Origin of the sequence: Streptomyces sp. NPDC005728, from assembly GCF_040630895.1 — a bacterium.
Lineage (GTDB): Bacteria > Actinomycetota > Actinomycetes > Streptomycetales > Streptomycetaceae > Streptomyces.
Genome location: NZ_JBEXYL010000002.1, coordinates 293134 through 317636 on the forward strand (window position 1 = coordinate 293134; position 24503 = coordinate 317636).

Here is a 24503-nt window from a genome sequence, read left to right on the forward strand (position 1 = left end):
CGCCGTCGACGTCCAGTCCAAGGAGTGGTACCTGGACGCGATGGGTGCGGACGACATCTGGAAGATCAGCACCGGCGAAGGGGTGAAAGTCGCTGTGATCGACAGTGGGGTCAATCCGGCGACTTCTTCACTCAAGGGCCAAGTGCTTGTCGATGAAGTGCCCAAGTCCGTGTCCTATCACGTCACCCACGACAAGGCAGGGCACGGCACCTCCATGGCCGAGATCATCGCGGGCACGGGAGCCGGCGGCGGCATCAAGGGCCTTGCTCCGAGTGCCAAGATCATTCCCTTCCGTATCGACGGTGGGGACCTGCGCGGTGCTGAGGAAATCAGTAGGACGCCGGATGAGGCCGAAGCGATTCGGGCAGCCGCCGACAGTGACGCAAAAATCATCAATATGTCCTACGAGGGTGGACCGTCGGGCGACGAGGTGGAAGCCGCTGTGAAGTACGCGGTTTCCAAGGGTAAGTTGCTTTTTGCGTCCATCGGAAATACTGGGGACAAGGGGAACGGGGCGTCCTATCCGGCCAACTACCCCGGCGTGATCGGTGTGGCTGCGATCAACAAATCCGGAACCGTGGGAAAATTTTCCACGCACGGGAACTACGTTGACCTTGCAGCTCCGGGCGTGAGCATCCCCTCCTGGTGTGACGGTACATTCACCGAGTACTGCGACAGCCAGGGCACCAGCCCCGCCTCCGCCATCGCCTCCGCGTCCGCCGCCCTGGTCTGGTCCGCCCACCCGGACTGGACGGGCAACCAGGTCCTGAGGACCCTCATCGATACCGCCGCCCGTTCCTGGTCGAAGGACGAGCCCAGCAAGTACCTGGGCTACGGCGGCGTCCGCCCTCGACGGGTGCTCATCAACAAGGACATCAACCCCGGTAAGGCCGACGTCGACCCCCTCGCCTCCGAGAACTACGACGGGACGTCGGCGACCGCCAGCCGCTCGGCCGAAAGCCCGTCCGGCAAGCCGACCAAGAACACCGGCTCTGCCAGCGGCCCCACCTCCGCCGCCGCAAAGGACTCCAACTCCAGCAGCAACACCCAGACCTGGTTGATCATCGGCGCCGCAGCAGCCGTACTGGTCATCGGAGGCGCCGGTTTCGCCGTGCTGCGGGCGCGGCGTAACTCCTGAGTGCTTTCCCCGTACCTGTTCGCTCGCCGAGCGAGCAGGGGTCCGCTTGCCATCAGTGCTGACACTGATTCAGCGCCTGGCAAGGTCAGTTCACAAAGAAAGGCATCGCAATGGCATCTGGGCGCCAGAAGGTAAGTGACAAGGACATTGTCCTCCTCGAAAAGGAGCTTCTGCACCGATTCGAGGGCATCAAGGGCCAGCTGAAGGAACTCCAGGCCGTCATCGACAGCCTGGAAGGCCACTGGAAGGGCATCGGCGCCGGCGCGTTCAACACCAAGCAGACCGAGATCAACGAGCGCATGGTCCGCATCGGCAACATCCTGGCCAAGTTCATCGAGGCCATGTCCAGCACCCGGAAGATCAAGGACGGCACGGAAGACGACGTCCGCGCCCAGGTCCAGTCCATCGACGTGGACCTCGGTGGCGCGCACTCCGCGCTGTCCAGCTACTGATCCCCGCCAGGCCACAACTTCTCAGCAACGGAGCAAACATGGGCGTCAACAACAGCGGCGAGCTCGAGGTCACTTACTCCGGTCTCGACGAGACCGCCACGCAGCTCGCCAACCACGCCAAGCGGCTCGAGGAGAGCCTCGAGGCCATCAAGCACAAGGTGGCCGGTGTCGCCAGCATGTGGGAGGGCGAGGCCCACAACGCGTACACCGAGCAGCAGGCCGCCTGGGACCGCGAGGCCAAGGGCATCCACGAGGCCCTGATGGCCATCGGCAAGGTCGTGCACGCGGCCGGCGGTGACTACCAGGGTGGCGACCGGAAGGCCGCCAGCTACTTCATGTAAGTCGGCCGGACCGACCGGCACATCATGGCAGCGGGGTGGGCACGCACGGGAGGTGCCCACCCTCTGTCGTGCCGGACGGGCCCAGCAGAACGTACGAGACCGGGGCAGGGCATGAACACCACTGAGGGTGCCACGAGCGTGGCCGCCGGGGGAGGACCGGCCAGAGCCGCCGCCTCGCGGCGGCGAGTGGGCCCGTACACCCTGATCACCGCCGTGGACGACCCCCGTACCAAGGTCCCCGTCCCCGAGCGCCGGTACATCGCCCGCAGCGCCGACGGTCAGCACACCGTCCTGCTGTCCCTCCCGCACCCCGGCGGCGATCCTCAGCGCTTCCGCGCGGAAGCCGAAGGCTCCCGTTACCTCCTCGGCCCCTGCGCCACGCCGGCCACTGCCCTCGGCGCCCCTGGCGAGCCCGCGTGGTACGCCCACCCCTACCTGCCCGTCCTCCCGTTGCCGACCGTCCTCGCCGTACAGGGCGGTCCGCTGCCCGAGCGGACGGTACGCGCGCTCGGCGTGGCTCTCGCCGAGACCCTGGCCGTCCTTCACGGGCAGGGCCTGACCTTCGCGGGCGTGTCCCCGGCGGCCGTCCTGCTCGCCGCCGACGGCCCTCGCCTCTCCTGCTTCGGCGCCGTACGGGCCGCCGCGCCGGACGGCACGCCTCGCTCCGGGCTGCCGGGCCTCGAAGGGGGCAGCCTGCCGCCGGAACAGGCGTCCGGCGGGCGTCCGCGCCCCTTGGGGGACGTGTACGCCCTCGGAGCGACGCTTGCGTACGCCGCCACGGGCCATACGACTCCGGAGCGGGACGAACTCCCGGCCGCCTTTCGTGCCGTCATCTCCCGGTGTCTCGCCCGCGACCCCGGCGCCCGACCTCAACTCGCCGAGCTGGTCGATGCGTTGGCCGCAGACGCAGCTCCCGCGCCGGAAAGCCGCTCGGCCTCTCTCCTCGCCCCCGGATGGCTCCCCGGGCGAGTGATCGCCGCCCTCACGCACCAGTCAGCGGCCGTTCTCGCAGCGGAGATCCCTGTCGAGGCCACCCCCAACCCCGCACCCCACCCGAACTGACGACGACCATGCCTTCCCCTCTCACCCATGACGACCCCCGGACGATCGGCCCCTACCTGCCCGTCGCCCGCCTCGGCAGCGGCGGTATGGGCACCGTCTACCTGGCCCGTACCGCAGGTGGCCGTACCGTCGCGCTGAAGACGATGCACGCCCGTATGGCGTCCGACCCGGCCTTCCGCACCCGGTTCCGGCTGGAGACCGACGCCGCGCGGGTCGTGGGAGAGCGGTACGGCGCCGGGGTCGTGGACGCGGACCCACGGGCCGAGACGCCCTGGCTGGCCACGGAGTACGTGCTCGGGCCGCCCCTCGACGAGGCCGTCGAGCTGTCCGGTCCGCTGCCCGAACCATCCGTACGGGCGCTGGGCGCGGCGCTGTGCGGGGCACTGGGGCAGTTGCACGCGTCCGACGTCGTCCATCGGGACCTCAAGCCCTCCAACATCCTCATCACGGCCTACGGACCGAAGGTCATCGACTTCGGTATCGCCCGTGCGGCCGGGGACGAGCACCTCACCCGGGTCGGGGTTGCGGTCGGCACCCCCGCCTTCATGTCGCCGGAGCAGGCGGGCGGGCAGGAGCACTCGGCGGCGGGTGACGTGTTCGCGCTCGCCGGGCTGCTCGTCTTCGCGGCCACCGGGCACCCGCCCTTCGGCCACGGGCAGGCGGCCGACCTGCTCTACCGGGTGCAGTACGCCGAGCCCGACCTGACCGGCGTCCCCGACGGCCTGGTGCCCGTCCTCGCGCAGTGCCTGGACAAGAACCCCTTCCGGCGGCCGACGACCGGCTGGCTCGCTGCTCAACTGCATGACGGTGCGGGAGAGTTCGCCGATCATCTGCCGGACGCGCTGCTGGCCGACATCGCGCGGCGGGCAACCGAGGTCTGGCAGGTCGCGCCACAACGGCTGCCGGCTCCGGTCGACGTGCCGGAGACGGCGCCGACAGCGGTGCGCGCGCGGTGGTCGCGGCGGCGGTTGCTGCTCACCGGAGCGGGCGCGGCAGTGGCGGTTGCGAGCGCAGGGGCCGGAGCGTGGGGCCTGTACGAGGTGGCCGCAGGCGGGACGACACAACCGCACGCCGCACCCAGCAACAGCCTGCTCCCGAAGAAGCAGTTGGACTCCCTCTGGCAGATCCAGGTCGCGGACCCGGACCCCGGCTTCATCCAGTGGCCGTTGGGCTACCTCCCTGCACAACTGCACGCTGCCGAGAACGTGGTGGCGCTGGTGGTGGGGGAGGGCCTGACCGGTGTCCTGGCGCAGACGGGCAGGACCGAGTGGGCGTCGGACACGAACGAAGTGGTCTGGCAGACGGCCTCCGACGGAGATCGCCTCATCCGGGTGGCGTCCATTCTCGACGGCGTCCCCTACAAGGACGCGAAGGTGTATCCCCTGGCCCTGTCCGTGGTCGATCTCCTGACCGGCGAGGCCAGGGATCCCTTCGTGCAACTGGGCGACCTCAACGGGGCCCTCACCGAGACCCAGATGGTCTGTGTCGCCGACGGGGTCGCCTATGTGGTGGCAGGCACGGGCAAGTTCACTCTCGACGGCTTCCTCGCCTCCCAGTCCTGGTACCTCCTCGCCGTGGACATCGACACCGGCAAGCGGCTGTGGAAGAAGCCGCTGCCCGCACGCCGTCAGGGAGCCCGGAATCTGTACTTCGTCACGGCGGGCGTCGTAGGGCATCACCTCGTGGCGCTCCAGGAGGCGAACGACGGCAGCGTGCACGCGGTCGTACGCGACAACCGCACCGGCGCCGTCCGCTGGGACCACAAGCTCGACGGGGTCAAGCCGGACCGGGTGCGCCGGCCGCTGGCCGCCGACGGGCAGCACCTCTATGTCGGCGCCGGCCGGCTCGTAGCTCTGCGGCTCAGTGACGGTGCGACGGTCTGGGACTCCAAGTCCGTGCGTCCGGGCCGTACCTACGGCCTCCCGGCGGCCAAGGACGGCACGGTGTACGCGGTGGAGAAGGGGCTCGGGCTCGTAGCCTTCGACCCGTCGAACGGCCGCGTCAAGTGGCAGGAGAAGGGCGGCCAGGGCACGAAGGCGGATCTGAACGCCGCGCCCGTCATCGGCACCGACTACGCCTACAGCAAGCGCGGGTCGCGGCTGTGGGCCGTCGATCTGTCCACCCGCACCCCGGACCGTGCCTACCGGACCACCGGCGACCGCTTCATGGCGCACGAAAAGGCAAAGCTGACCATCGCGCTGGGCGGCCATTTCCTCGCCGCCTTCCCGCTGCAGTGAGCCGTCCGGTGACGGCCGTACGGTGACGGCCGTCCGGTGATGAGAAGAGAAAGCGATCAGCGATGAGACCCCTGGGGACCGGTGACCCGATTCGTCTGGGCCCGTACCGGCTGCTCGGCGTGCTGGGCGAGGGCGGCATGGGCAAGGTGTACGTCGGCCAGGACCACGCCCGCACCGTCGCTGCCGTGAAGGTGCTCCGCCCGGAACTCGCGCACGACGCCGGCCTCGCCCAGCGGTTCGTGCGTGAGGCTCTGGCGGCGCAGGCGGTCCGCAGTCCCGGCGTGGCGGCGGTGCTGGGAGCCCAGACCGAGGGCGGGCGGCCGTGGATCGCCACCGAGTTCCTCGCCGGGCCGACCCTCGACCAGATCGTGGACCGGCACGGACCGTTCGACGGCGCGATGCTGCATGCCCTGGCCGCGTCGGTCGCCCGTACCCTGCGCGACATCCATGCCGCCGGTTTCGTCCACCGCGACCTCAAGCCGCCGAACATCGTGCTCACCTCGGCCGGCCCGAGGATCATCGACTTCGGCATCGCACGCCCCGAACACGGCCTCACCCTCACCACCACCGGCCAGATCCCGGTCACCCCGGGGTACGGCGCACCCGAGCAGGTGCTCGGCCGGCGCGTCACTCCTGCCGCCGACGTCTTCTCGCTCGGTGCCGTCCTCGTCTATGCGGCCACCGGGCACCGGGCGTTCGAGGGCACGCACGTGGCCGCCGTCCAGTACGAGGTGGTCCACGGCGAGCCCAACTGGCAAGGGCTCACCCCCGAGCAGCATGCGCTGATCGCGCCCTGCCTGGCCAAGGACGCGGCGGTCCGGCCCGCTCCGGAACAGATCGCCACCGTGTTCGCCGGGCCCAGGAAGCCCCACGCGGTGTGGCAGCGCGGGCCCGTTGCGGACGCGGTCAAGGAGCGGGAGCGCGAGGTGCGGGCGCTGTCCGCGCCGCTGCTGACGACGCAGACCGGGACGGGGCCGTCCCGGCGCGGGCTGTTCACCGGCATCGCCGCCGGTGGTGTGCTTCTCGCCGCGGGAGGAGGCGGCACGGGGTGGTGGCTGCTGCGCGGCAGCGGGGGCGGCCGGGGGCGGAAGGACCTGTTCACCGTCCCGCCCGCCGTGAAGACGCCGGCGGCTCGTGTCCTGTCCGCCGACGACGGTGACTTCATCGTCGGCGGCTCTCCGAAGCCGCTCTGGGTCCACGACGGTCTGGTGGGAAAGGGGTCGCCGGCTCCGCTCCCGATCCGGGACGTCATCGTCGCCGGCGCCGTGTCCGGCGGCATAGCGGCCTTCAACGTGGTCGACGGCAAGCGCCGCTGGGCCGTCGCGGGCATGCAGATGACGAGCCGCTACCTCTCGCTCTCCGACCGTCTGGTCGTGGCCGCCGACAAGGACGGGACGCTGCACACCTTCGTCCCGTCCACCGGTGAGCCCAAGTGGACGGCGAAGGCCGACGCCAAGGCGCTGCTGGCCGCGGACACTGCGGCGGTGTACGTCTGGACGAAGGACCATCGGCTGCGCGCGGTGGGCCGCTCCGACGCGAAGATCCGCTGGACCGCGTCCCTGCCGGAGGACTTCCGGACCACCGTGTTCCCGCGGGGCGCCGTGGCCGACCACGGCATGCTCGTCGTCGCGACCACCACAGGGCACGCCCTCGCCGTGAACACGTGGACCGGACGCGTTGCGTGGACGGTGGACAACCAGGCGAAGAAGCGCGCTCTCGTCCCGGCGGCACGGGACGGCGTCGTGTACCTCAACGGCAAGACGCTGTCCGCGCGCAGGATCTCGGACGGCAAGGAACTGTGGCAGGAGGCGGACCAGTACGCCGATCCACCGGAATACAGTCGCCCGAGCGTCTTCGGCGACTCGGTGTACGCCTGCGTCGGCGGCAATGTCGTACGGCTCGACATCCGCAACGGCCGCCAGGTGTGGTTCGCGATCGAGGGCGGACAGGAGTCTCCCGTCCTCGTTCAGGGCAGCGGCGCATGGGTGATCGACGACCACGACGGAACCACCGTGCACACCGTGAGCCTGAGGAACGGCGACGAGGTCTGGTCCTACGAGCTCCCGGTGGGCGGCAACGACCTCAGCCTCGCGACCGCCGGCAGCCGAGCCTTCGTCAGGGCCGACGATTCCCTGTACGCGCTCCCGGTGTTCTGACGAGGAGTCAGGGGTGACGGGTGGTGGTGGCGGGCCGCCACCACCCCGCCGGGAGTCTCACGCTGCAGGGGCCGACGCTTCCTCAGTACTCCACATCCACCAACCCCGTCTGGACCAGCGGCTTCCCCCGCTTCCGCGAAACGAAGACGCCCCGTCCGGCCGGCATCGGACGCGGCCGCACCCCGCTCATGACATCCCCTTCACCGGGGTCGCCCGCCAGGATCAGGCCCTGGGCGCCCAGTTCCTTCATCCGCTGCATGAACGGCTCGTACGAGGCCCGGCCCGCGCCCGCGGAGGAGCGGGCGATGATGAAGCGGACGCCGACGTCCCGGGCGAAGGGGAGGAAGTCGGTCAGACCGCTCAGCGGGTTGCCGCTGGACGTCGAGACGAGGTCGTAGTCGTCGATGACCACGAACACCTGGGGGCCCCGCCACCAGCTCCGCTCCCGCAGCTGCTGCGCGGTGACCTCGGCCGTCGGCGTCCGGCGCTGCATCAGGTCCGCAAGAGCCGCCATGTGGTGGTCCATCTGGCTCGACATCGGGATGTACTCGGCCAGGTGCGACGCCGGCGTGATGTCCAGCAGTGACCGCCGGTTGTCCACCACGAAGAACTTCGCCTCGTCGCCGCCGTAGCGGAGCGTCAGCTGCTTGATGAGCAGCCGCAGCAGGTTGGACTTGCCGGACTCGCTCTCGCCGAAGATCAGGAAGAACGGGTCCTGGTCGAAGTCGACGAACACCGGCTCCAGGTTCTCCTCGTCGAGCGCGAAGGAGATGCCCCGCTTCGGGAAGCGGTCGCCCGGCGGGAGTTCGACGGCCTCCAGCTGGCGCGGCAGCAGTCGTACCTTCGGCGCGCCCGGTGCCTGCCAGTGCCTGACGACCTCGGTGGTCAGCGCGGCCGTCGCCTCGGCGAGGTCCGTGTCGGAGGTCAGGCCGTCGATCCGTGGCACCGCCGCCATGAAGTGCAGCTTCTGGGGGGACAGACCGCGGCCGGGGACGCCGGAGGGGACGTTCGCCGCCACCTTGCGGTCGATCTCGGAGTCCATCACGTCACCGAGCCGCAGTTCCAGGCGGTTCATGAGGTGGTCCTTCAGGTTCGCCCGGACCTCCATCGAGCGCGACGCGGTGATGACCACGTGGATGCCGTAGCCGAGACCCCGGGCGGCGATGTCCAGGACGGCCGACTCCAGACCCTCGTAGTCGGTGCGGAAGTTGCCCCAGCCGTCGACGACGAGGAAGACGTCACCCCACGGCTGGTCGGTGACGGAGATGTCGCCGCGCGCCCGGCGGGCGCGGAAGTCGGCGATGGACGCGATCCCGGCCGAGCGGAAGTACTCCTCGCGGCGCGTCATGACGCCGTAGACCTCGGAGACCGTGCGGCGTACCCGTTCCGGGTCGAGACGGGACGCGATGCCGCCGACGTGCGGCAGGTCGGCCACCGCGGCCATACCGCCGCCACCGAAGTCGAGGCCGTAGATCTGCACCTCGTACGGGGTGTGCGTGAGCGCGAAGGAGCAGATCAGAGACCGCAGGAAGGTGGACTTGCCGGACTGCGGGCCGCCGATGATCTGCATGTGGCCCGCCGCGCCCGAGAAGTCGAGCAGCAGACGGTCGCGGCGCTGCTCGTACGGCTTGTCGACCAGGCCGACCGGTACGACCAGACGTCCCGCGCCCTCGTAGCCGGGCTGGGTCAGGCCGCGGCCCTGCACCGCCGCGAGGCCGGGCAGCAGGGCGTCCAGCGACGGCGGGCTCTCCAGCGGCGGCAGCCACACCTGGTGCGCCGCCGGGCCCTGGGCCTCCAGCCGGCGCACGATCACGTCGAGGACCGTGTCGGCGAGCGCGTCGTCCACGTCCGGCGCGGACTCGGTGCGCTGCTGCGGCACGGAGGTGTACTGCACGGGCACCTCCGCGGCCGTGAACAGCACGGGGCGCCGGTCCACCGGAAGCGGTCCGCCCACGAGCGCCGACCGCTGCGAGCCCGTGCGGTAGACGCCGGAGACGTACGCCGCCTTGAACCGGACCATCTCGTCCGTGCCGAACTTCAGGAAGCCCGAGCCGGGGACGTTGGGGAGTTCGTAGGCGTCGGGGACGCCCAGGGCCGCGCGCGACTCGGCCGCGGAGAAGGTGCGCAGACCGATCCGGTAGGAGAGGTACGTCTCCAGGCCGCGGAGCCGGCCTTCTTCCAGGCGCTGCGACGCCAGCAGCAGGTGCACGCCCAGCGAACGGCCGATACGGCCGATCTGGACGAACATCTCGATGAAGTCCGGCTTGGCGGTCAGCAGCTCGCTGAACTCGTCGATCACCAGGACGAGGGACGGGATCGGCTGCAGCGGGGCGCCGGCCGCGCGGGCCTTCTCGTAGTCGTGGATGTTGGCGTAGTTTCCGGCGTCGCGCAGCATCTCCTGGCGCCGGTTCAGCTCACCGCGGATCGAGTCGCCCATGCGGTCGACCAGCGTCAGGTCGTCCGCCAGGTTGGTGATCACGGCCGCGACGTGCGGCATCTGCGCCATGCCGGCGAAGGTGGCACCGCCCTTGAAGTCGGCGAGGACGAAGTTCAGGGTCTCCGAGGAGTGCGTGACGGCGAGGCCCAGCACCAGGGTGCGCAGCAGCTCGGACTTTCCGGAACCGGTCGCGCCGACGCACAGGCCGTGCGGGCCCATGCCCTCCTGGGCGGCCTCCTTGAGGTCCAGCATCACGGGACGGCCGTCCTCGCCGAGACCGATCGGCACCCGCAGGCGCTCCGCCAGCGCGCGCGGCCGCCAGGTCCGCTTGGTGTCGACGGAGGCCGCGTCGCCGAGGCCCAGCAGGTCGGTGAACTCCAGGTTGGCGAGCAGTGGTTCGTCGTCGTCGCCGCCGGACGCCATCCGCAGTGGCGCCAGTTGCCGGGCCAGGGCCTCGGCCGACTCGTGGGACATCGTGTCGGGGGTGCCCTCGTAGACCTCGCCGTGCCCGGACTCGAGGCTCAGGTACCCCGGCTGTACGACGACGGACAGGTCGCCGCCGGCGGTCGTCAGTTCGCCCGGCACCACCTCCACCACGGTGACGCCCTGCAGGCCCTCCGGATTGGCGAGCAAGGAGTCGGGCAGCAGCGACAGGTCGTCGAGGACGAGCACGATGTGCGGTTCGTCCAGCAGCGGTGCCGCGCCGGGGTGGAAGCGCGGGCGACCCGTCAGCCGGGCGGCCAGCAGGTCCTCCAGCTCGCGGGTGTCGGAGCTGATCAGCCGGCGGGTGCCCGCACCGTCCAGGGCGCCGGGCGCCTGTACGTGTGGCAGCCACTTGGCCCAGTCCCAGTGCGGCAGCGCCTCGCGCCCGGCGGCGACCGCGATGAGGAGGTCCTGGGGGGAGTGCAGCGAGGCGAGCGAGCCGACCAGGGCCCGGGCGGTGGCACGTACCGACTGCGGCTCACCGCTGACCGAGACGTGGTAGAAGGCGCGCAGCGAGACCGCCATCGGCAGATCGCTGAGCGTGCTGTGCGTGGCGAGGAAACGCTGCATCGCACCCGCGGTCAGCGGCTCCAGCTGCTCGACGGGCCCCGTCTCCGGGGCGACCAACGGTGTCGCCAACGGCTGCGGGCCGAGCCCGATGCGCACATGCGCGAAGTCCTCGTCCCCGGGCCGCCGTTCCCACACCCGGCTGCCCTCGGCGACGAGCGCCCACAGCTGTTCGGGGGAGGGGTGCAGGTAGTACTGCGCGTCGCGCTGCGTCCTCGCCGTCTCCATGGCGGACTTGCGCGCCTGCGAGAGATAGCTGAGGTAGTCGCGGCGCATGTCGGCCAGCTGCCCCTGGGAGCCACGGCGGAAGCGGACCACCATCGCGATGGACATCCCCACCGTCGAGGCGATCATGATCATGCCCATGATCTTCATGAACGGCTGACCGTTCGTGAAGAAGAAGACCACGGAGCCGCCCATGCCGAGCGTGGGCAGCAACTGCATCAGCACGCTCTCCTGATGCCCCCGAGGCAGTTCGGGCGGGGGCTGGACAGCGACCTCTTCCGTGGGCACTTCGGAGGGAAGTGCCCGAGGGGGGCGCTTGACGACAATCTGGCTCACAGCTCACCAATTTCCTTGCCCGACCCAGGCGTTCCGCCCACCGCCCCGTGTCCGGCGAGCGCAGGCCGCCGCGTGATCCTACTGAGTTCACGGGGCACGGGTGAGCGGTAGGGTGCCGGATGTTCGCGTGAGCACATGCCGAACAGGCTGGAAATAACGGGACGACCCACCCCATGCGGGAGCGGAACGACCCCGAAATCCGGCCGTACGGCACCCGTGCCGCCGCCGTTGTGGAGGGCGCGGAGTGCACCGGCACGAGACCTTCACGAAGTAGACGCACCACCACCACTGAGGGGGAGCAGCAGGTGAGCATGACGGCCACCGCCACCGGCGGACCCGGGACGGGAGCCCCTTCCGGATCCGGTACGGGACTCGGTTTCTGCCGGGTGACCATCGTCGCGCCGGACAGCCGTATCGACGTGGCACTGCCCGACGATGTCCCGGTCGCCGACCTCTACCCGGAGATCCTCCGGCTGTCCCAGCAGAGTCCCGACGCGGGCGCCCCGGTCGGCTACCACCTGGTCCGCACCGACGGCACCGTGCTGGACAGCTCCCGTTCGTTCGCCGCCCAGCGCATTCTCGACGGTGAACTCCTCACCCTGCGCCCCTTCGCGGACTCCCTGCCACCGGCCGTCTTCGACGACGTCGCCGAGGCCGTCGCGTCCGCCGTCACCAAGCAGCACACGCTGTGGAGCGGCGACCTGACCCGGGCCGCGGGCCTCGTCGGCGGCGGGGTGCTTCCGGCCCTGCTCGCGTTCGTCGCCTGGACCGCCGACCCGCGCCACGACATGCACGGCCTGGCCGGCATCCTCGCCGCCGTCACCGGCGTCCTCCTGGTCGTGCTGTCCGCGGTCCGGGCGCGCGTGTACGACGACCGCGGCTCGGCCGTCGCCCTCGGCCTCGGGGCACTGCCCAACGTGGGCGTCGCCGGCAGCGGACTGCTGCCGCTGACCGACGGACAGGGCATCGGCAGACTCCAGTTCCTGCTGGCCTGTGCGGCCGTCCTCGTCGCTGCCCTGATCCTCGCCCTGTGCTCCCCGCACGGCGACGGCCCGTTCGTCGCGTTCGTGTTCGCCTCGGCCGTCGCCGTGGTCGTCGTCTTCGTCGCGACCCTGGTCCACTGGGCCCCGACCGAGATGGCCGGCCTGTGCGCCCCCATCGCCGTCGGCGGCCTTGCCTTCCTGCCGGGGATGTCGATGCGCTTCGCCAGGCTGCCGATCGGCTTCGAGGCCCCGAGCAGCGCCCCCCGTTCCGGCTACGGCACCGACTCCGCGGCACCGGAGCCCGTGGACACCGAGCGCATCGAGGCGCAGGCCCGACGCGGCCACGAACTTCTCGTCGGCCTCGTCGGCGGCTGCGCCCTCCTCGCCGGCGGCGCCGCGGCGGTGCTCGGCTTCTCCGACGACATCTGGGCCCAGTTGCTCGCCCTCGCCACCGGCGTGGCGATGCTCATGCGGGCAACCCTGTTCCGTTACACCGCCCAGGTCGCCTCCGTCCTGGCGGCGGGCCTCGGCGCCCTGGTGCTGCTTGGTCTCGGCCTCGCCCTCAACCCGCCTCAGTCGGTGATGCGCGCGGCACTGGCCGGCGACCGCACCGACCTGGACATCCGGACCATCTGGCTGATCGTCGTGATCGCTGCGGCCACCACCCTGGTCACGGCGCTGGGTCTGATCCTGCCGCGTGGCGGCCTGACCCCCTTCTGGGGCCGCTTCCTGGAGATCTGCGAGGGCTTCGTGCTGCTGACGCTGATCCCGCTGACCCTCGCCGTGTTCGACGTGTACGCGACTGCGCGGGCGATGACCAGCAAGTAACCCACTCGGGTAAGACCAGGTAACCCACTCGGGTGAGCAAGTGACCCGCTCGGGCACGACTGAGCCCCGGCTCCACGCGGAGCCGGGGCTCAGTCATCGCTCACTGCCCGTCAAGCCCTCCGTTGTGCGGCATGGGCTTCAGATCGAACTCCCCGTCCCGCGCCCCCAGCACGAAGGCCCGCCACTCCGCCTCCGTGTACCGCAGCACCGTGTCCGGGTCGAGGGAGGACCGCATCGCCACCGCCCCTTCCGGGAGGTACGCGATCTCGACCCGCTCCTCGTGCTCCTCGGTGCCCGGCGCGCAGTGCCACTCGACGCCCGAGATGTCGAGCCCGTACAGCTCGTCGCGCTCCCGCTCCTTGCGCGCCTTGATCTCCGCTTCCGTCTCCGCCATCCCGCAGCGACCCCTTCCCGACGTACCTGCGATCAGCACGTTCACCCTAGTGGCTGCCTTTCCCGGGCCCGGGGTGTTCCGGAACCCGGGAGAGGGCGCCCGCCACTGCCTGGTACGCTGTGTGACGGCCGTTTGTGTACGCACCCCCGGAACCCTGCGACAGGGCTCTGGTGGCCGCGCCCAGCGGATCCCCGCCTCCCGAGTAACGGAAGCTCCCCCGAGACAAAGACCGGGGGCACTCGGTGGCCACTCAGAGACTACGAGGAGTACGCGTGTCGCTCGACGCCGCTACGAAGAAGCAGATCATCACCGAGTTCGGTACCAAGGAGGGCGACACCGGCTCCCCCGAGGTCCAGGTCGCCATGCTGTCGCGTCGGATCTCCGACCTGACGGAGCACCTCAAGGTCCACAAGCACGACCACCACTCCCGCCGTGGTCTGCTGATCCTGGTCGGTCAGCGCCGTCGCCTGCTGCAGTACCTGGCGAAGAAGGACATCCAGCGCTTCCGTGCGCTGGTCGACCGCCTGGGCATCCGCCGCGGTGCGGCGGGCGCCAAGTAGGACGCCGTGAGGGGAGCGGTTCCCGGGAGGACTCGGGGACCGCTCCCTTTGCCGTATTCAGGGAAGCCCCGCCCTATGCGGGGAAGCCCTCGTCGTCCGTGCGGAAACGTGCGGAGTGTCACTCACGCTTTGTAGTGTGGTAGCACAACGCATTACGGACGACACAGCACGACAAAGAACGAGGAGAGGTGCACCTAGCCGCCGCCGGTCCTCGGTAGTGGCCCCCGGGGGGAAGCGAGCCCCGGGTGCTTCGATCGAAGACCGGCCCGCACCGCACGGCGCGCTTCTCCACAACCGTCCCCCTGCCACACGGGCAGCCGAGGGACGAAGACGAGGAGAAAACGCTAGTGGAGAACGAGACCCACTACGCCGAGGCCGTCATCGACAACGGCGCCTTCGGCACCCGTACCATCCGCTTCGAGACGGGCCGCCTGGCCAAGCAGGCCGCCGGCTCCGCCGTGGCGTACCTGGACGACGACACCATGGTGCTGTCGGCCACCACCGCCTCCAAGAACCCCAAGGACCAGCTCGACTTCTTCCCCCTGACGGTGGACGTCGAGGAGCGGATGTACGCCGCCGGCAAGATCCCCGGCAGCTTCTTCCGCCGTGAGGGCCGTCCCTCCGAGGACGCCATCCTCACCTGCCGTCTGATCGACCGCCCGCTGCGCCCGTCCTTCAAGAAGGGCCTGCGCAACGAGATCCAGGTCGTCGCGACGATCATGGCGCTCAACCCCGACCACCTGTACGACGTCGTGGCGATCAACGCCGCGTCCGCGTCCACGCAGCTGGCCGGTCTGCCCTTCTCCGGCCCGATCGGCGGCGTCCGCGTCGCGCTGATCAACGGCCAGTGGGTCGCGTTCCCGACGCACACCGAGCTCGAGGACGCCGTCTTCGACATGGTCGTCGCCGGTCGCGTCCTGGAGGACGGCGACGTCGCGATCATGATGGTCGAGGCCGAGGCCACCGACAAGACCATCCAGCTGGTCAAGGGCGGTTCCGAGGCGCCGACCGAGGAGGTCGTCGCCGCCGGTCTGGAGGCCGCGAAGCCCTTCATCAAGGTCCTGTGCAAGGCTCAGGCCGACCTCGCTTCGAAGGCCGCCAAGCCGACCGGCGAGTTCCCGATCTTCCTCGACTACCAGGACGACGTCCTGGAGGCGCTGACCGCCGCCGTCCGCCCGGAGCTGGCCTCCGCGCTGACCATCGCGGGCAAGCAGGAGCGCGAGGCCGAGCTGGACCGCGTCAAGGGTCTGGCCGCCGAGAAGCTCCTGCCGGAGTTCGAGGGCCGCGAGAAGGAGATCTCCGCCGCGTACCGCTCGCTGACCAAGACCCTGGTCCGTGAGCGCGTCATCAAGGAGAAGAAGCGCATCGACGGCCGCGGCGTCACGGACATCCGTACGCTCGCCGCCGAGGTCGAGGCCATCCCGCGGGTGCACGGTTCCGCCGTGTTCGAGCGTGGCGAGACCCAGATCCTGGGCGTCACCACCCTCAACATGCTCCGCATGGAGCAGCAGCTGGACACCCTCTCCCCGGTGACCCGCAAGCGCTACATGCACAACTACAACTTCCCGCCGTACTCCACCGGCGAGACCGGCCGCGTCGGCTCCCCGAAGCGCCGCGAGATCGGCCACGGCGCCCTCGCCGAGCGCGCCCTGGTCCCGGTCCTGCCGACCCGCGAGGAGTTCCCCTACGCGATCCGCCAGGTCTCCGAGGCGCTCAGCTCGAACGGCTCGACGTCCATGGGCTCGGTCTGCGCCTCCACCATGTCGCTGCTGAACGCCGGTGTGCCTCTGAAGGCCCCGGTCGCCGGTATCGCCATGGGCCTGATCTCCCAGGAGATCGACGGCGAGACGCACTACGTCACCCTCACCGACATCCTCGGTGCGGAGGACGCCTTCGGTGACATGGACTTCAAGGTCGCCGGTACGAAGGAGTTCGTGACCGCGCTCCAGCTCGACACCAAGCTGGACGGCATCCCGGCCTCCGTCCTGGCCGCGGCCCTCAAGCAGGCCCGTGACGCCCGCCTCCACATCCTCGACGTGATGATGGAAGCGATCGACACCCCGGACGAGATGTCCCCCAACGCGCCGCGGATCATCACCGTGAAGATCCCGGTCGACAAGATCGGTGAGGTCATCGGCCCCAAGGGCAAGATGATCAACCAGATCCAGGAGGACACGGGCGCCGAGATCACCATCGAGGACGACGGCACGATCTACATCGGTGCCGCCGACGGCCCGTCCGCCGAGGCCGCCCGCGCCACGATCAACAGCATCGCCAACCCGACGATGCCCGAGGTCGGCGAGCGCTACCTCGGTACGGTCGTGAAGACGACCACCTTCGGTGCGTTCGTCTCCCTGCTGCCCGGCAAGGACGGTCTGCTGCACATCTCGCAGATCCGCAAGCTGGCCGGCGGCAAGCGCGTGGAGAACGTCGAGGACGTCGTCGGCGTGGGCCAGAAGGTCCAGGTCGAGATCGCCGAGATCGACTCGCGCGGCAAGCTCTCCCTGATCCCCGTGATCGAGGGCGAGGAAGGCTCTGACGAGACGCAGAAGGACGACGCCGAACAGTGACGTCCCGTAGCTCCAAGGCGACGGCCCGCACCTCTTCGGAGGCGCGGGCCGTTGCCCGTACCCAAACCCTCGTCAAGGGCACGGGCGGCATCGGTACGGTCCGCAAGACCACCCTCCCGGGCGGTCTGCGCATCGTCACCGAGACCCTGCCCTCCGTGCGCTCGGCGACCTTCGGCATCTGGGCGCACGTCGGCTCCCGCGACGAGACGCCGGCCCTGAACGGCGCCACGCACTACCTGGAGCACCTGCTCTTCAAGGGCACCGACCGCAGGTCGGCGCTGGACATCTCCTCCGCCGTCGACGCGGTCGGCGGCGAGATGAACGCGTTCACGGCCAAGGAGTACACGTGCTACTACGCGCGCGTGCTCGACACCGACCTGCCGCTCGCCATCGACGTGGTCTGCGACATGCTGACCGGCTCGCTGATCCTCGAAGAGGACGTCAACGTCGAGCGCGGCGCGATCCTCGAAGAGATCGCGATGACCGAGGACGACCCGGGCGACTGCGTGCACGACCTGTTCGCGCACACGATGTTCGGCGACAACGCCCTCGGCCGCCCCGTCCTCGGCACGGTCGACACGGTCAACGCCCTCACCGCCGACCGGATCCGCCGGTTCTACAGGAAGCACTACGACCCGACCCACCTCGTGGTCGCCTGCGCCGGCAACATCGACCACAACAAGGTCGTACGACAGGTCCGGGCGGCCTTCGAGAAGGCGGACGCCTTCAAGAACCTCGACGCGCAGCCCATCGCCCCGCGCGACGGGCGACGTACGATCCGCACGGCCGGCAAGGTGGAGCTGCTCGCCCGCAAGACCGAGCAGGCGCACGTCGTCCTCGGCATGCCGGGCCTGGCCCGCACGGACGACCGGCGCTGGGCCATGGGCGTGCTCAACACCGCCCTCGGCGGCGGCATGTCGTCCCGCCTCTTCCAGGAGGTCCGGGAGAAGCGCGGCCTCGCCTACAGCGTGTACTCGTACACCTCCGGCTTCGCCGACTGCGGCCTCTTCGGCGTCTACGCCGGCTGCCGCCCCAGCCAGGTGCACGACGTGCTGAAGATCTGCCGGGACGAGCTCGACCACGTTGCGGCCAACGGCCTCACCGACGACGAGATCGGCCGCGCCGTCGGCCAGCTCCAGGGCTCCACCGTCCTGGGACTCGAGGACACGGGCGCGCTGATGAACCGTATCGGCAAGAGCGAACTGTGCTGGGGCGAGCAGATGTCCGTCGACGACATGCTGGCCCGGATAGCGGCGGTCACCCCGGACGAGGTCCGCTCGGTCGCCCGCGACATCCTGGGACAGCGCCCGTCGCTGTCGGTCATCGGCCCGCTCAAGGACAAGCAGGCCGCCCGGCTGCACGACGCCGTCGCCTGAAACACCACCGGTTAGGAAGCAGGAACATGAGCAAGCTGCGCGTGGCGGTCCTCGGCGCCAAGGGCCGGATCGGGTCCGAGGCGGTACGGGCGGTCGAGGCCGCCGAGGACCTGGAACTGGTCGCCGCCCTCGGCCGGGGCGACAAGCTGGAGTCCCTGGCGGAGACCGGCGCCCAGGTCGCCGTCGAGCTGACCACCCCGGCCTCCGTCATGGGCAACCTCGACTTCTGCGTGCGCCACGGCATCCACGCGGTCGTCGGTACGACGGGCTGGACCGACGAGCGCCTCGCGCAACTGAAGGGCTGGCTGGCCCAGTCCCCGGAGACGGGCGTGCTCATCGCCCCGAACTTCTCCATCGGCGCCGTGCTGACCATGAAGTTCGCGCAGATCGCCGCGCCGTACTTCGAGTCGGTCGAGGTCGTCGAGCTGCACCACCCGAACAAGGTGGACGCCCCGTCCGGCACTGCCACGCGCACCGCCCAGCTCATCGCCGAGGCCCGCCGCCAGGCCGGCACGGCCCCGGCGCCGGACGCGACGGTCACCGCCCTGGACGGCGCCCGCGGGGCGGACGTGGACGGCGTCCCCGTCCACGCCGTCCGCCTGCGCGGCCTCCTGGCCCACCAGGAGGTGCTGCTCGGCGGCGAGGGCGAGACCCTCACCATCCGCCACGACTCCCTGCACCACAGCAGCTTCATGCCGGGCATCCTGCTCGGCGCCCGCCGCGTGGTGTCCACTCCGGGCCTGACCTTCGGCCTGGAGCACTTCCTGGACCTGAGCTGAGCCGGAAGACGTCATGCGCGCGAAGATCACCTACCTCGTCACGGCCGCCGTCCTGGTCTTCTACTTCGTCCTGGTCGGCAGCCGCGGCGTCATGCTCATCCAGTCCGGCACGCTCCTCACCGTCACCTTCGGGGTCGCGGTGCTCATCCTGCCGGTCATCGGCCTGTGGTTCCTCTGGAAGAACACCCAGTTCGTCCGCAAGGCCAACCAGCTCGCCACCGAGCTCGACGCCGAGGGCGGCCTGCCCGTCGACGAGCTGAAGCGCACCCCGGGCGGCCGTATCGACCGCGACTCGGCGGACGAGGTGTTCGCCAAGCGCAAGGCCGAGACGGAGGCGGCCCCGGACGACTGGCGCAGCTGGTTCCGGCTCGCCGTCGCCTACCACGACGCCCGGGACACCCCGCGCGCCCGCAAGGCGATGCAACGGGCCATTGCGCTGCACGACGGCAGGCCCGTCCAGGCCTGAGCCGCGCCCGAGCCGGTACGACGAAGGGGCCGGTCCCAGCGGACCGGCCCCTTCGGCTTGCCTACGGCGATCAGCCGCGCCGGTACTCCGCGGCCCACGCCTCCACCGTGTCCGCAGCCCGGTCGAAGGCCACCGGACGGTTCAGGAAGTCCAGGCCGTGCGTGGTCAGCAGCGGCGGCGTGTCCTCGGGGGCCCGGTCCTTGCGGACGAGCGCCAGGGCCTGTCCCTGCACCGTGCGCGGCAGGCCGAGCCAGCGCACCGGCTGCTGTGCCGTGCGCACCGAGAGCACCCGCGCCCAAGGCACTGTACGCGTCTGCAGGAAGCCCACCTGGCGCATCCCGTGCGCGCTCACCCACACACCCATGCGCAGCATCCGCAGCGCGCTGACGATGACCGCGAGCGCCAGGCCGAAGACGACACCGGCGGAGGACACCTTGCCGGTCAGGGCGATGAGGACGGCCGCGAACAGCACGAACGAGGAGAGCAGCAGCCCCAGCGCCGCTCCGCCCACCCGCCAGGGCCCGGGCCGGTAGGGGCGCCGCCAGCGCTCCAGGTCGTCGTAGGGCAGAGGGCTCTCGGATGCCGCGTCGAAGGTGCGGTCGGCCGTCAGGAAGGGCAGGGGCACGGCTGGTCCTCACTCAATCCTTGCGTGGGCTGTGCCCGGTGAGGCTATCCGGCCGGATTCCGGCTCACCACCCTAGGGCGGCCGGAAGAGTCAGTGCCCCTGCGAAGCCTGGGACTGCTGGGCCGGCGTACTGGACGGCGTGGACAGCGCGGGCATGCCGAGGATCACCGAGCCGACGAGCCCGGCGACGACGGTGAGGCCGAGCAGCCAGCGCCCGGCTATCTGACCGGCGGACGCACGCCGACGGGGCGGGGGAGTGACATTGCTGCGGAACCTGTCAGCCTCGGCCAGGAAGGCGAAGGGCACGGGCTCACGCCGACGGAACATGGGGGTAGGTCTCCCTTCGGGGATCGAGTGGGTGTGTCTCACCAACACAGACGTACGAACGTCGCAATCGGTGCCCGGTTTCACCGATTTCATTCGGGCACGACGGTGAACGCCCCGTTTGGTGGGCCGTAGAGTGGCGTCGCCAAGAGACGAGATTGGGAAGGACCCGCCGCATCGTGACCCCCACCCCCGACGACGAGTTCAAGATCGACTTGCGTAGTGATGTCACCGTCGAACTGGTCAAACACAGCGCAGCGGACTCCGACGTCCTCTTCGCGGCCCGTGTGTCGACGGTCGGGGAGCAGTCCCTTGACGAGCTGAACAAGGATCCGGAGCGTTCCAAGGGCCTGATCAACTACCTGATGCGCGACCGGCACGGCAGCCCGTTCGAGCACAATTCGATGACCTTCTTCATCAGCGCCCCGATCTTCGTCTTCCGCGAGTTCATGCGGCACAGGGTCGGCTGGTCCTACAACGAGGAGTCGGGTCGCTACCGGGAGCTTCAGCCGGTCTTCTACGTCCCGGACGAGTCCCGCAAGCTGGTCCAGGAGGGCCGCCCCGGCAAGTACGTCTTCGTCGAAGGCACCCAGGCCCAGCAGGAGCTGGTCGGCCGCGTCATGGAGGACTCGTACCTGCAGGCCTACCAGGCGTACCAGGAGATGCTGGGCGCCGGTGTCGCCCGCGAGGTCGCCCGTTCCGTGCTCCCCGTCGGCCTCTACTCGTCGATGTACGCCACCTGCAACGCCCGCTCCCTGATGCACTTCCTCGGCCTGCGCACCCAGCACGAGCTGGCCAGGGTGCCGTCCTTCCCGCAGCGGGAGATCGAGATGGTCGGGGAGCGGATGGAGGAGGAGTGGGCTCGGCTCATGCCGCTCACCTACGCAGCCTTCAATGCGAACGGCCGTGTGGCCCCGTAACGAAGGCCTGTTCGCCCGCGCGGAACGGATGTACGCATCAGCCAGGCGAAGTGTCCGTATTGCGGCATTTAGAGAAGTTCATCTAGCCTGATCAAACGGACCCGGCACTGCCTGAACCCCCGAGCAGGCAGTGCCGGGATCCATATTTGTCCAGACTTTCCCGGCACCCCGAGGGCAGACCACGTATGGAGCACCGAGTAGCGTGTTACCCATGGCTCCGACCTCGACTCCGCAGACCCCCTTCGGGCGGGTCCTCACCGCCATGGTCACGCCCTTCACGGCGGACGGCGCACTCGACCTCGACGGCGCGCAGCGGCTCGCCGCCCACCTGGTGGACGCAGGCAACGACGGCCTGATCATCAACGGCACCACCGGCGAGTCCCCCACCACCAGTGACGCGGAGAAATCGGACCTCGTACGAGCCGTACTGGAGGCGGTCGGCGACCGCGCCCACATCGTGGCCGGAGTCGGCACCAACGACACGCACCACAGCACCGAGCTGGCCCGCGAAGCCGAGCGCGTCGGCGCACACGGCCTGCTGGTCGTCACGCCGTACTACAACAAGCCCCCGCAGGAGGGCCTGTACCGGCACTTCACGACCGTCGCGGACGCCACCGGGCTGCCGGTCATGCTCTACGACATCCCCGGCCGCAGCGGCGTTCCGATCAACACCGAGACGCTCGTCCGCCTCGCCGAGCACCCCCGGATCGTCGCCAACAAGGACGCCAAGGGCGACCTGGGCCGCGCCAGCTGGGCCATCGCCCGGTCCGGCCTCGCCTGGTACTCCGGCGACGACATGCTGAACCTGCCCCTGCTCTCCGTGGGCGCGGTCGGCTTCGTCTCGGTCGTCGGCCACGTCGTCACCCCCGACCTGCGCGCCCTCGTCGACGCGTACACCTCGGGCGACGTCGTCAAGGCCACCGAGATCCACCAGAAGCTGCTCCCGGTCTACACCGGCATGTTCCGCACCCAGGGCGTCATGACCACCAAGGCCGCCCTCGCCCTCCAGGGCCTGCCCGCAGGCCCCCTGCGCGCCCCCATGGTCGAGTGCTCGCCGGAGGAGATCGCCCAGCTCAAGATCGATCTTGCCGCCGGCGGGGTACAGCTCTGACAACAGACTTGGCACCACCCGAGCTTCACAACTGAACAGACAACTGCATATGCGGGCCACCGGTGCCCGCACCCCACAACGACAATTGCTTCTGCACGAACGTCATGCGCGCCACGTGCCCGACCGGTACGTGGCGTGCATGGTGAGGAGAGTCTTTTGAGTCATCCGCATCCTGAACTCGGCTCGCCCCCGCCGCTCCCCGAAGGCGGCCTGAGGGTCACCCCGCTCGGCGGTCTCGGCGAGATCGGCCGGAACATGACGGTCTTCGAGTACGGAGGCCGCCTGCTGATCGTCGACTGCGGAGTGCTCTTCCCCGAGGAGGAGCAGCCCGGAATCGACCTGATCCTGCCGGACTTCTCGTCCATCCGGGACCGTCTCGACGACATCGAGGGCATCGTCCTCACGCACGGCCACGAGGACCACATCGGCGGCGTCCCGTTCCTGCTCCGCGAGAAGCCGGACATCCCGCTGATCGGCTCCAAGCTGACCCTCGCCCTCATCGAGGCCAAGCTCCAGGAGCACCGGATCCGCCCGTACACCCTGGAGGTGGCCGAGGGGAACCGCGAGCGCATCGGCCCCTTCGACTGCGAGTTCGTCGCGGTCAACCACTCCATCCCGGACGCCCTGGCGGTCGCCATCCGCACCCCGGCCGGCATGGCGGTACACACCGGCGACTTCAAGATGGATCAGCTCCCGCTGGACAACCGCCTCACCGACCTGCACGCGTTCGCGCGGCTGAGCGAGGAGGGCATCGACCTCCTTCTCGCCGACTCGACGAACGCCGAGGTCCCGGGCTTCGTCCCGCCCGAGCGCGACATCTCCAACGTCCTGCGCCAGGTCTTCGCCGGCGCCCGCAAGCGGATCATCGTGGCGAGCTTCGCCAGCCACGTCCACCGCATCCAGCAGATCCTGGACGCGGCGCACGAGTACGGCCGCCGGGTCGCCTTCGTCGGCCGCTCCATGGTCCGCAACATGGGCATCGCCCGCGACCTCGGCTACCTGAAGGTCCCGCCGGGCCTGGTGGTCGACGTCAAGACGCTGGACGACCTGCCGGACAGCGAGGTGGTCCTGGTCTGCACGGGTTCCCAGGGCGAGCCGATGGCGGCCCTGTCCCGCATGGCCAACCGCGACCACCAGATCCGCATCGTCGACGGCGACACGGTCATCCTGGCCTCGTCACTCATCCCCGGAAACGAGAACGCGGTCTACCGCGTGATCAACGGCCTGACCCGCTGGGGCGCCAATGTCGTCCACAAGGGCAACGCCAAGGTGCATGTCTCCGGACACGCCTCCGCGGGCGAGCTGCTGTACTTCTACAACATCTGCCGCCCGAGGAACCTGATGCCGGTCCACGGTGAATGGCGCCATCTGCGCGCCAACGCCGAGCTGGGCGCGATGACGGGTGTCCCGCACGACCGGATCGTCATCGCCGAGGACGGCGTGGTGGTCGACCTGATCGAGGGCAAGGCGAAGATCTCGGGCAAGGTCCAGGCGGGTTACGTCTACGTCGACGGCCTCTCCGTCGGCGATGTGGGCGAGCCGGCTCTGAAGGACCGCAAGATCCTCGGTGACGAGGGCATCATCTCGGTCTTCGTGGTCGTGGACTCCTCGACCGGCAAGATCACGGGCGGCCCGCACGTCCAGGCCCGGGGTTCCGGCATCGAGGACGCGGCCTTCGCCGACGTCATCCCGAGGATCACGGAGGTCCTGGAGCGCTCGGCCCAGGACGGCGTGGTGGAACCCCACCAGCTGCAGCAACTCATTCGGCGTACGCTCGGCAAGTGGGTCTCCGACACGTATCGCCGCAGGCCGATGATCCTGCCGGTCGTGGTGGAGGTCTGACACCTCGTCCGCGCGAACTGGGAGCGGGGCACCTCGATTTGCATCGGGGCGCCCCGCTCCAGTACGTTTACGGCTCCGCCCAACCGGGAACCCCAGTGCTTCATACGCTGGACGACGGTCCCCGGAGCGGGTGGGAAATCCGGCTCAGAACTTCTGATAAAGTCGGAACCGCCGGAAAGGGAAGCGCGAAAGCGAAAACCTGGAAAGCACCGAGGAAATCGGATCGAGAAAAGATCTGATAGAGTCGGAAACACCGAAGGGAAGCCCGGAGGAAAGCCCGAGAGGGTGAGT

19 protein-coding genes are annotated in these 24503 nt (G+C 69.8%); 15 read left to right on the top strand and 4 right to left on the bottom strand.

The features are described 5' to 3' along the window. Nucleotides 1–40 precede the first annotated feature (40 nt). The 6 genes from ABZ471_RS03070 (at nt 41) to ABZ471_RS03095 (ending at nt 7386) form a co-directional block, all read left to right on the top strand. A complete protein-coding gene (locus ABZ471_RS03070) occupies nt 41–1138 on the top strand; it encodes a S8 family serine peptidase (RefSeq protein ID WP_359061802.1) in 1098 nt (365 codons plus the stop codon). A gap of 110 nt (nt 1139–1248) precedes the next feature. Beyond that, nucleotides 1249–1590 carry a WXG100 family type VII secretion target gene (locus ABZ471_RS03075; RefSeq protein WP_359061756.1) on the top strand — a complete coding sequence of 114 codons (342 nt, stop codon included), beginning with the start codon at nt 1249–1251 and terminating at the stop codon, nt 1588–1590. A gap of 38 nt (nt 1591–1628) precedes the next feature. Then, nucleotides 1629–1931: a WXG100 family type VII secretion target gene (locus ABZ471_RS03080; RefSeq protein WP_359061758.1), complete on the top strand. Its 303-nt coding sequence runs from the start codon at nt 1629–1631 to the stop codon at nt 1929–1931. Between the two features lie 111 nt (nt 1932–2042). Beyond that, nucleotides 2043–2993 (top strand): serine/threonine protein kinase, encoded by a 951-nt coding sequence (locus ABZ471_RS03085; RefSeq protein WP_359061760.1) that lies wholly within the window; start codon nt 2043–2045, stop codon nt 2991–2993. A gap of 8 nt (nt 2994–3001) precedes the next feature. Further along, the gene (locus ABZ471_RS03090; protein WP_359061763.1) at nt 3002–5230 is read left to right on the top strand and encodes a serine/threonine-protein kinase; all 2229 of its coding nucleotides are present in this window, start codon (nt 3002–3004) and stop codon (nt 5228–5230) included. 62 nt (nt 5231–5292) lie between these two features. Beyond that, entirely contained in the window at nt 5293–7386 is a 2094-nt protein-coding gene (locus ABZ471_RS03095; protein WP_359061765.1) for a PQQ-binding-like beta-propeller repeat protein, read from the top strand. A gap of 82 nt (nt 7387–7468) precedes the next feature. Here ABZ471_RS03095 and eccCa read toward each other — a convergent pair whose 3' ends face one another. Next, on the bottom strand, nt 7469–11434 hold the full coding sequence (gene eccCa, locus ABZ471_RS03100; RefSeq protein ID WP_359061767.1) for a type VII secretion protein EccCa: 3966 nt from the start codon (nt 11432–11434) through the stop codon (nt 7469–7471). Between the two features lie 311 nt (nt 11435–11745). On the opposite strand from eccCa, the gene eccD reads away from it, so the two are divergent. Continuing rightward, nucleotides 11746–13245 (top strand): type VII secretion integral membrane protein EccD, encoded by a 1500-nt coding sequence (gene eccD, locus ABZ471_RS03105; RefSeq protein WP_359061804.1) that lies wholly within the window; start codon nt 11746–11748, stop codon nt 13243–13245. A gap of 100 nt (nt 13246–13345) precedes the next feature. Here eccD and ABZ471_RS03110 read toward each other — a convergent pair whose 3' ends face one another. Continuing rightward, nucleotides 13346–13639, bottom strand: a complete 294-nt coding sequence (locus ABZ471_RS03110) for a DUF397 domain-containing protein (RefSeq protein WP_359061769.1) — start codon at nt 13637–13639, stop codon at nt 13346–13348. Nucleotides 13640–13911: 272 nt separating this feature from the next. On the opposite strand from ABZ471_RS03110, the gene rpsO reads away from it, so the two are divergent. The 5 genes from rpsO (at nt 13912) to ABZ471_RS03135 (ending at nt 19390) form a co-directional block, all read left to right on the top strand. Further along, nucleotides 13912–14199 (top strand): 30S ribosomal protein S15, encoded by a 288-nt coding sequence (gene rpsO, locus ABZ471_RS03115; RefSeq protein WP_089098391.1) that lies wholly within the window; start codon nt 13912–13914, stop codon nt 14197–14199. 347 nt (nt 14200–14546) lie between these two features. Further along, a complete protein-coding gene (locus ABZ471_RS03120) occupies nt 14547–16769 on the top strand; it encodes a polyribonucleotide nucleotidyltransferase (protein ID WP_359061772.1) in 2223 nt (740 codons plus the stop codon). Further along, nucleotides 16766–18145 (top strand): pitrilysin family protein, encoded by a 1380-nt coding sequence (locus tag ABZ471_RS03125; protein WP_359061774.1) that lies wholly within the window; start codon nt 16766–16768, stop codon nt 18143–18145. Before ABZ471_RS03120 ends, ABZ471_RS03125 begins: the two co-directional genes overlap by 4 nt. Nucleotides 18146–18171: 26 nt before the next feature. Then, on the top strand, nt 18172–18924 hold the full coding sequence (gene dapB / locus ABZ471_RS03130) for a 4-hydroxy-tetrahydrodipicolinate reductase (RefSeq protein WP_359061776.1): 753 nt from the start codon (nt 18172–18174) through the stop codon (nt 18922–18924). Between the two features lie 13 nt (nt 18925–18937). Next, nucleotides 18938–19390 (top strand): hypothetical protein, encoded by a 453-nt coding sequence (locus tag ABZ471_RS03135; RefSeq protein ID WP_359061778.1) that lies wholly within the window; start codon nt 18938–18940, stop codon nt 19388–19390. A 70-nt stretch (nt 19391–19460) separates the two neighbouring features. On the opposite strand, the gene ABZ471_RS03140 is transcribed toward ABZ471_RS03135, so the two are convergent. Continuing rightward, nucleotides 19461–20015 (bottom strand): hypothetical protein, encoded by a 555-nt coding sequence (locus ABZ471_RS03140; protein WP_359061780.1) that lies wholly within the window; start codon nt 20013–20015, stop codon nt 19461–19463. Between the two features lie 90 nt (nt 20016–20105). Next, complete coding sequence (locus ABZ471_RS03145) at nt 20106–20342, bottom strand: hypothetical protein (protein ID WP_359061782.1); 237 nt, start codon at nt 20340–20342, stop codon at nt 20106–20108. A gap of 176 nt (nt 20343–20518) precedes the next feature. Here ABZ471_RS03145 and thyX point away from each other — a divergent pair, with 176 nt between their 5' ends. The 3 genes from thyX (at nt 20519) to ABZ471_RS03160 (ending at nt 24212) form a co-directional block, all read left to right on the top strand. Further along, entirely contained in the window at nt 20519–21259 is a 741-nt protein-coding gene (gene thyX, locus ABZ471_RS03150; protein WP_359061784.1) for an FAD-dependent thymidylate synthase, read from the top strand. 211 nt (nt 21260–21470) lie between these two features. Further along, nucleotides 21471–22370: a 4-hydroxy-tetrahydrodipicolinate synthase gene (gene dapA / locus ABZ471_RS03155; protein WP_359061786.1), complete on the top strand. Its 900-nt coding sequence runs from the start codon at nt 21471–21473 to the stop codon at nt 22368–22370. A 156-nt stretch (nt 22371–22526) separates the two neighbouring features. Next, the gene (locus ABZ471_RS03160; protein WP_359061788.1) at nt 22527–24212 is read left to right on the top strand and encodes a ribonuclease J; all 1686 of its coding nucleotides are present in this window, start codon (nt 22527–22529) and stop codon (nt 24210–24212) included. Nucleotides 24213–24503: the final 291 nt, after the last annotated feature.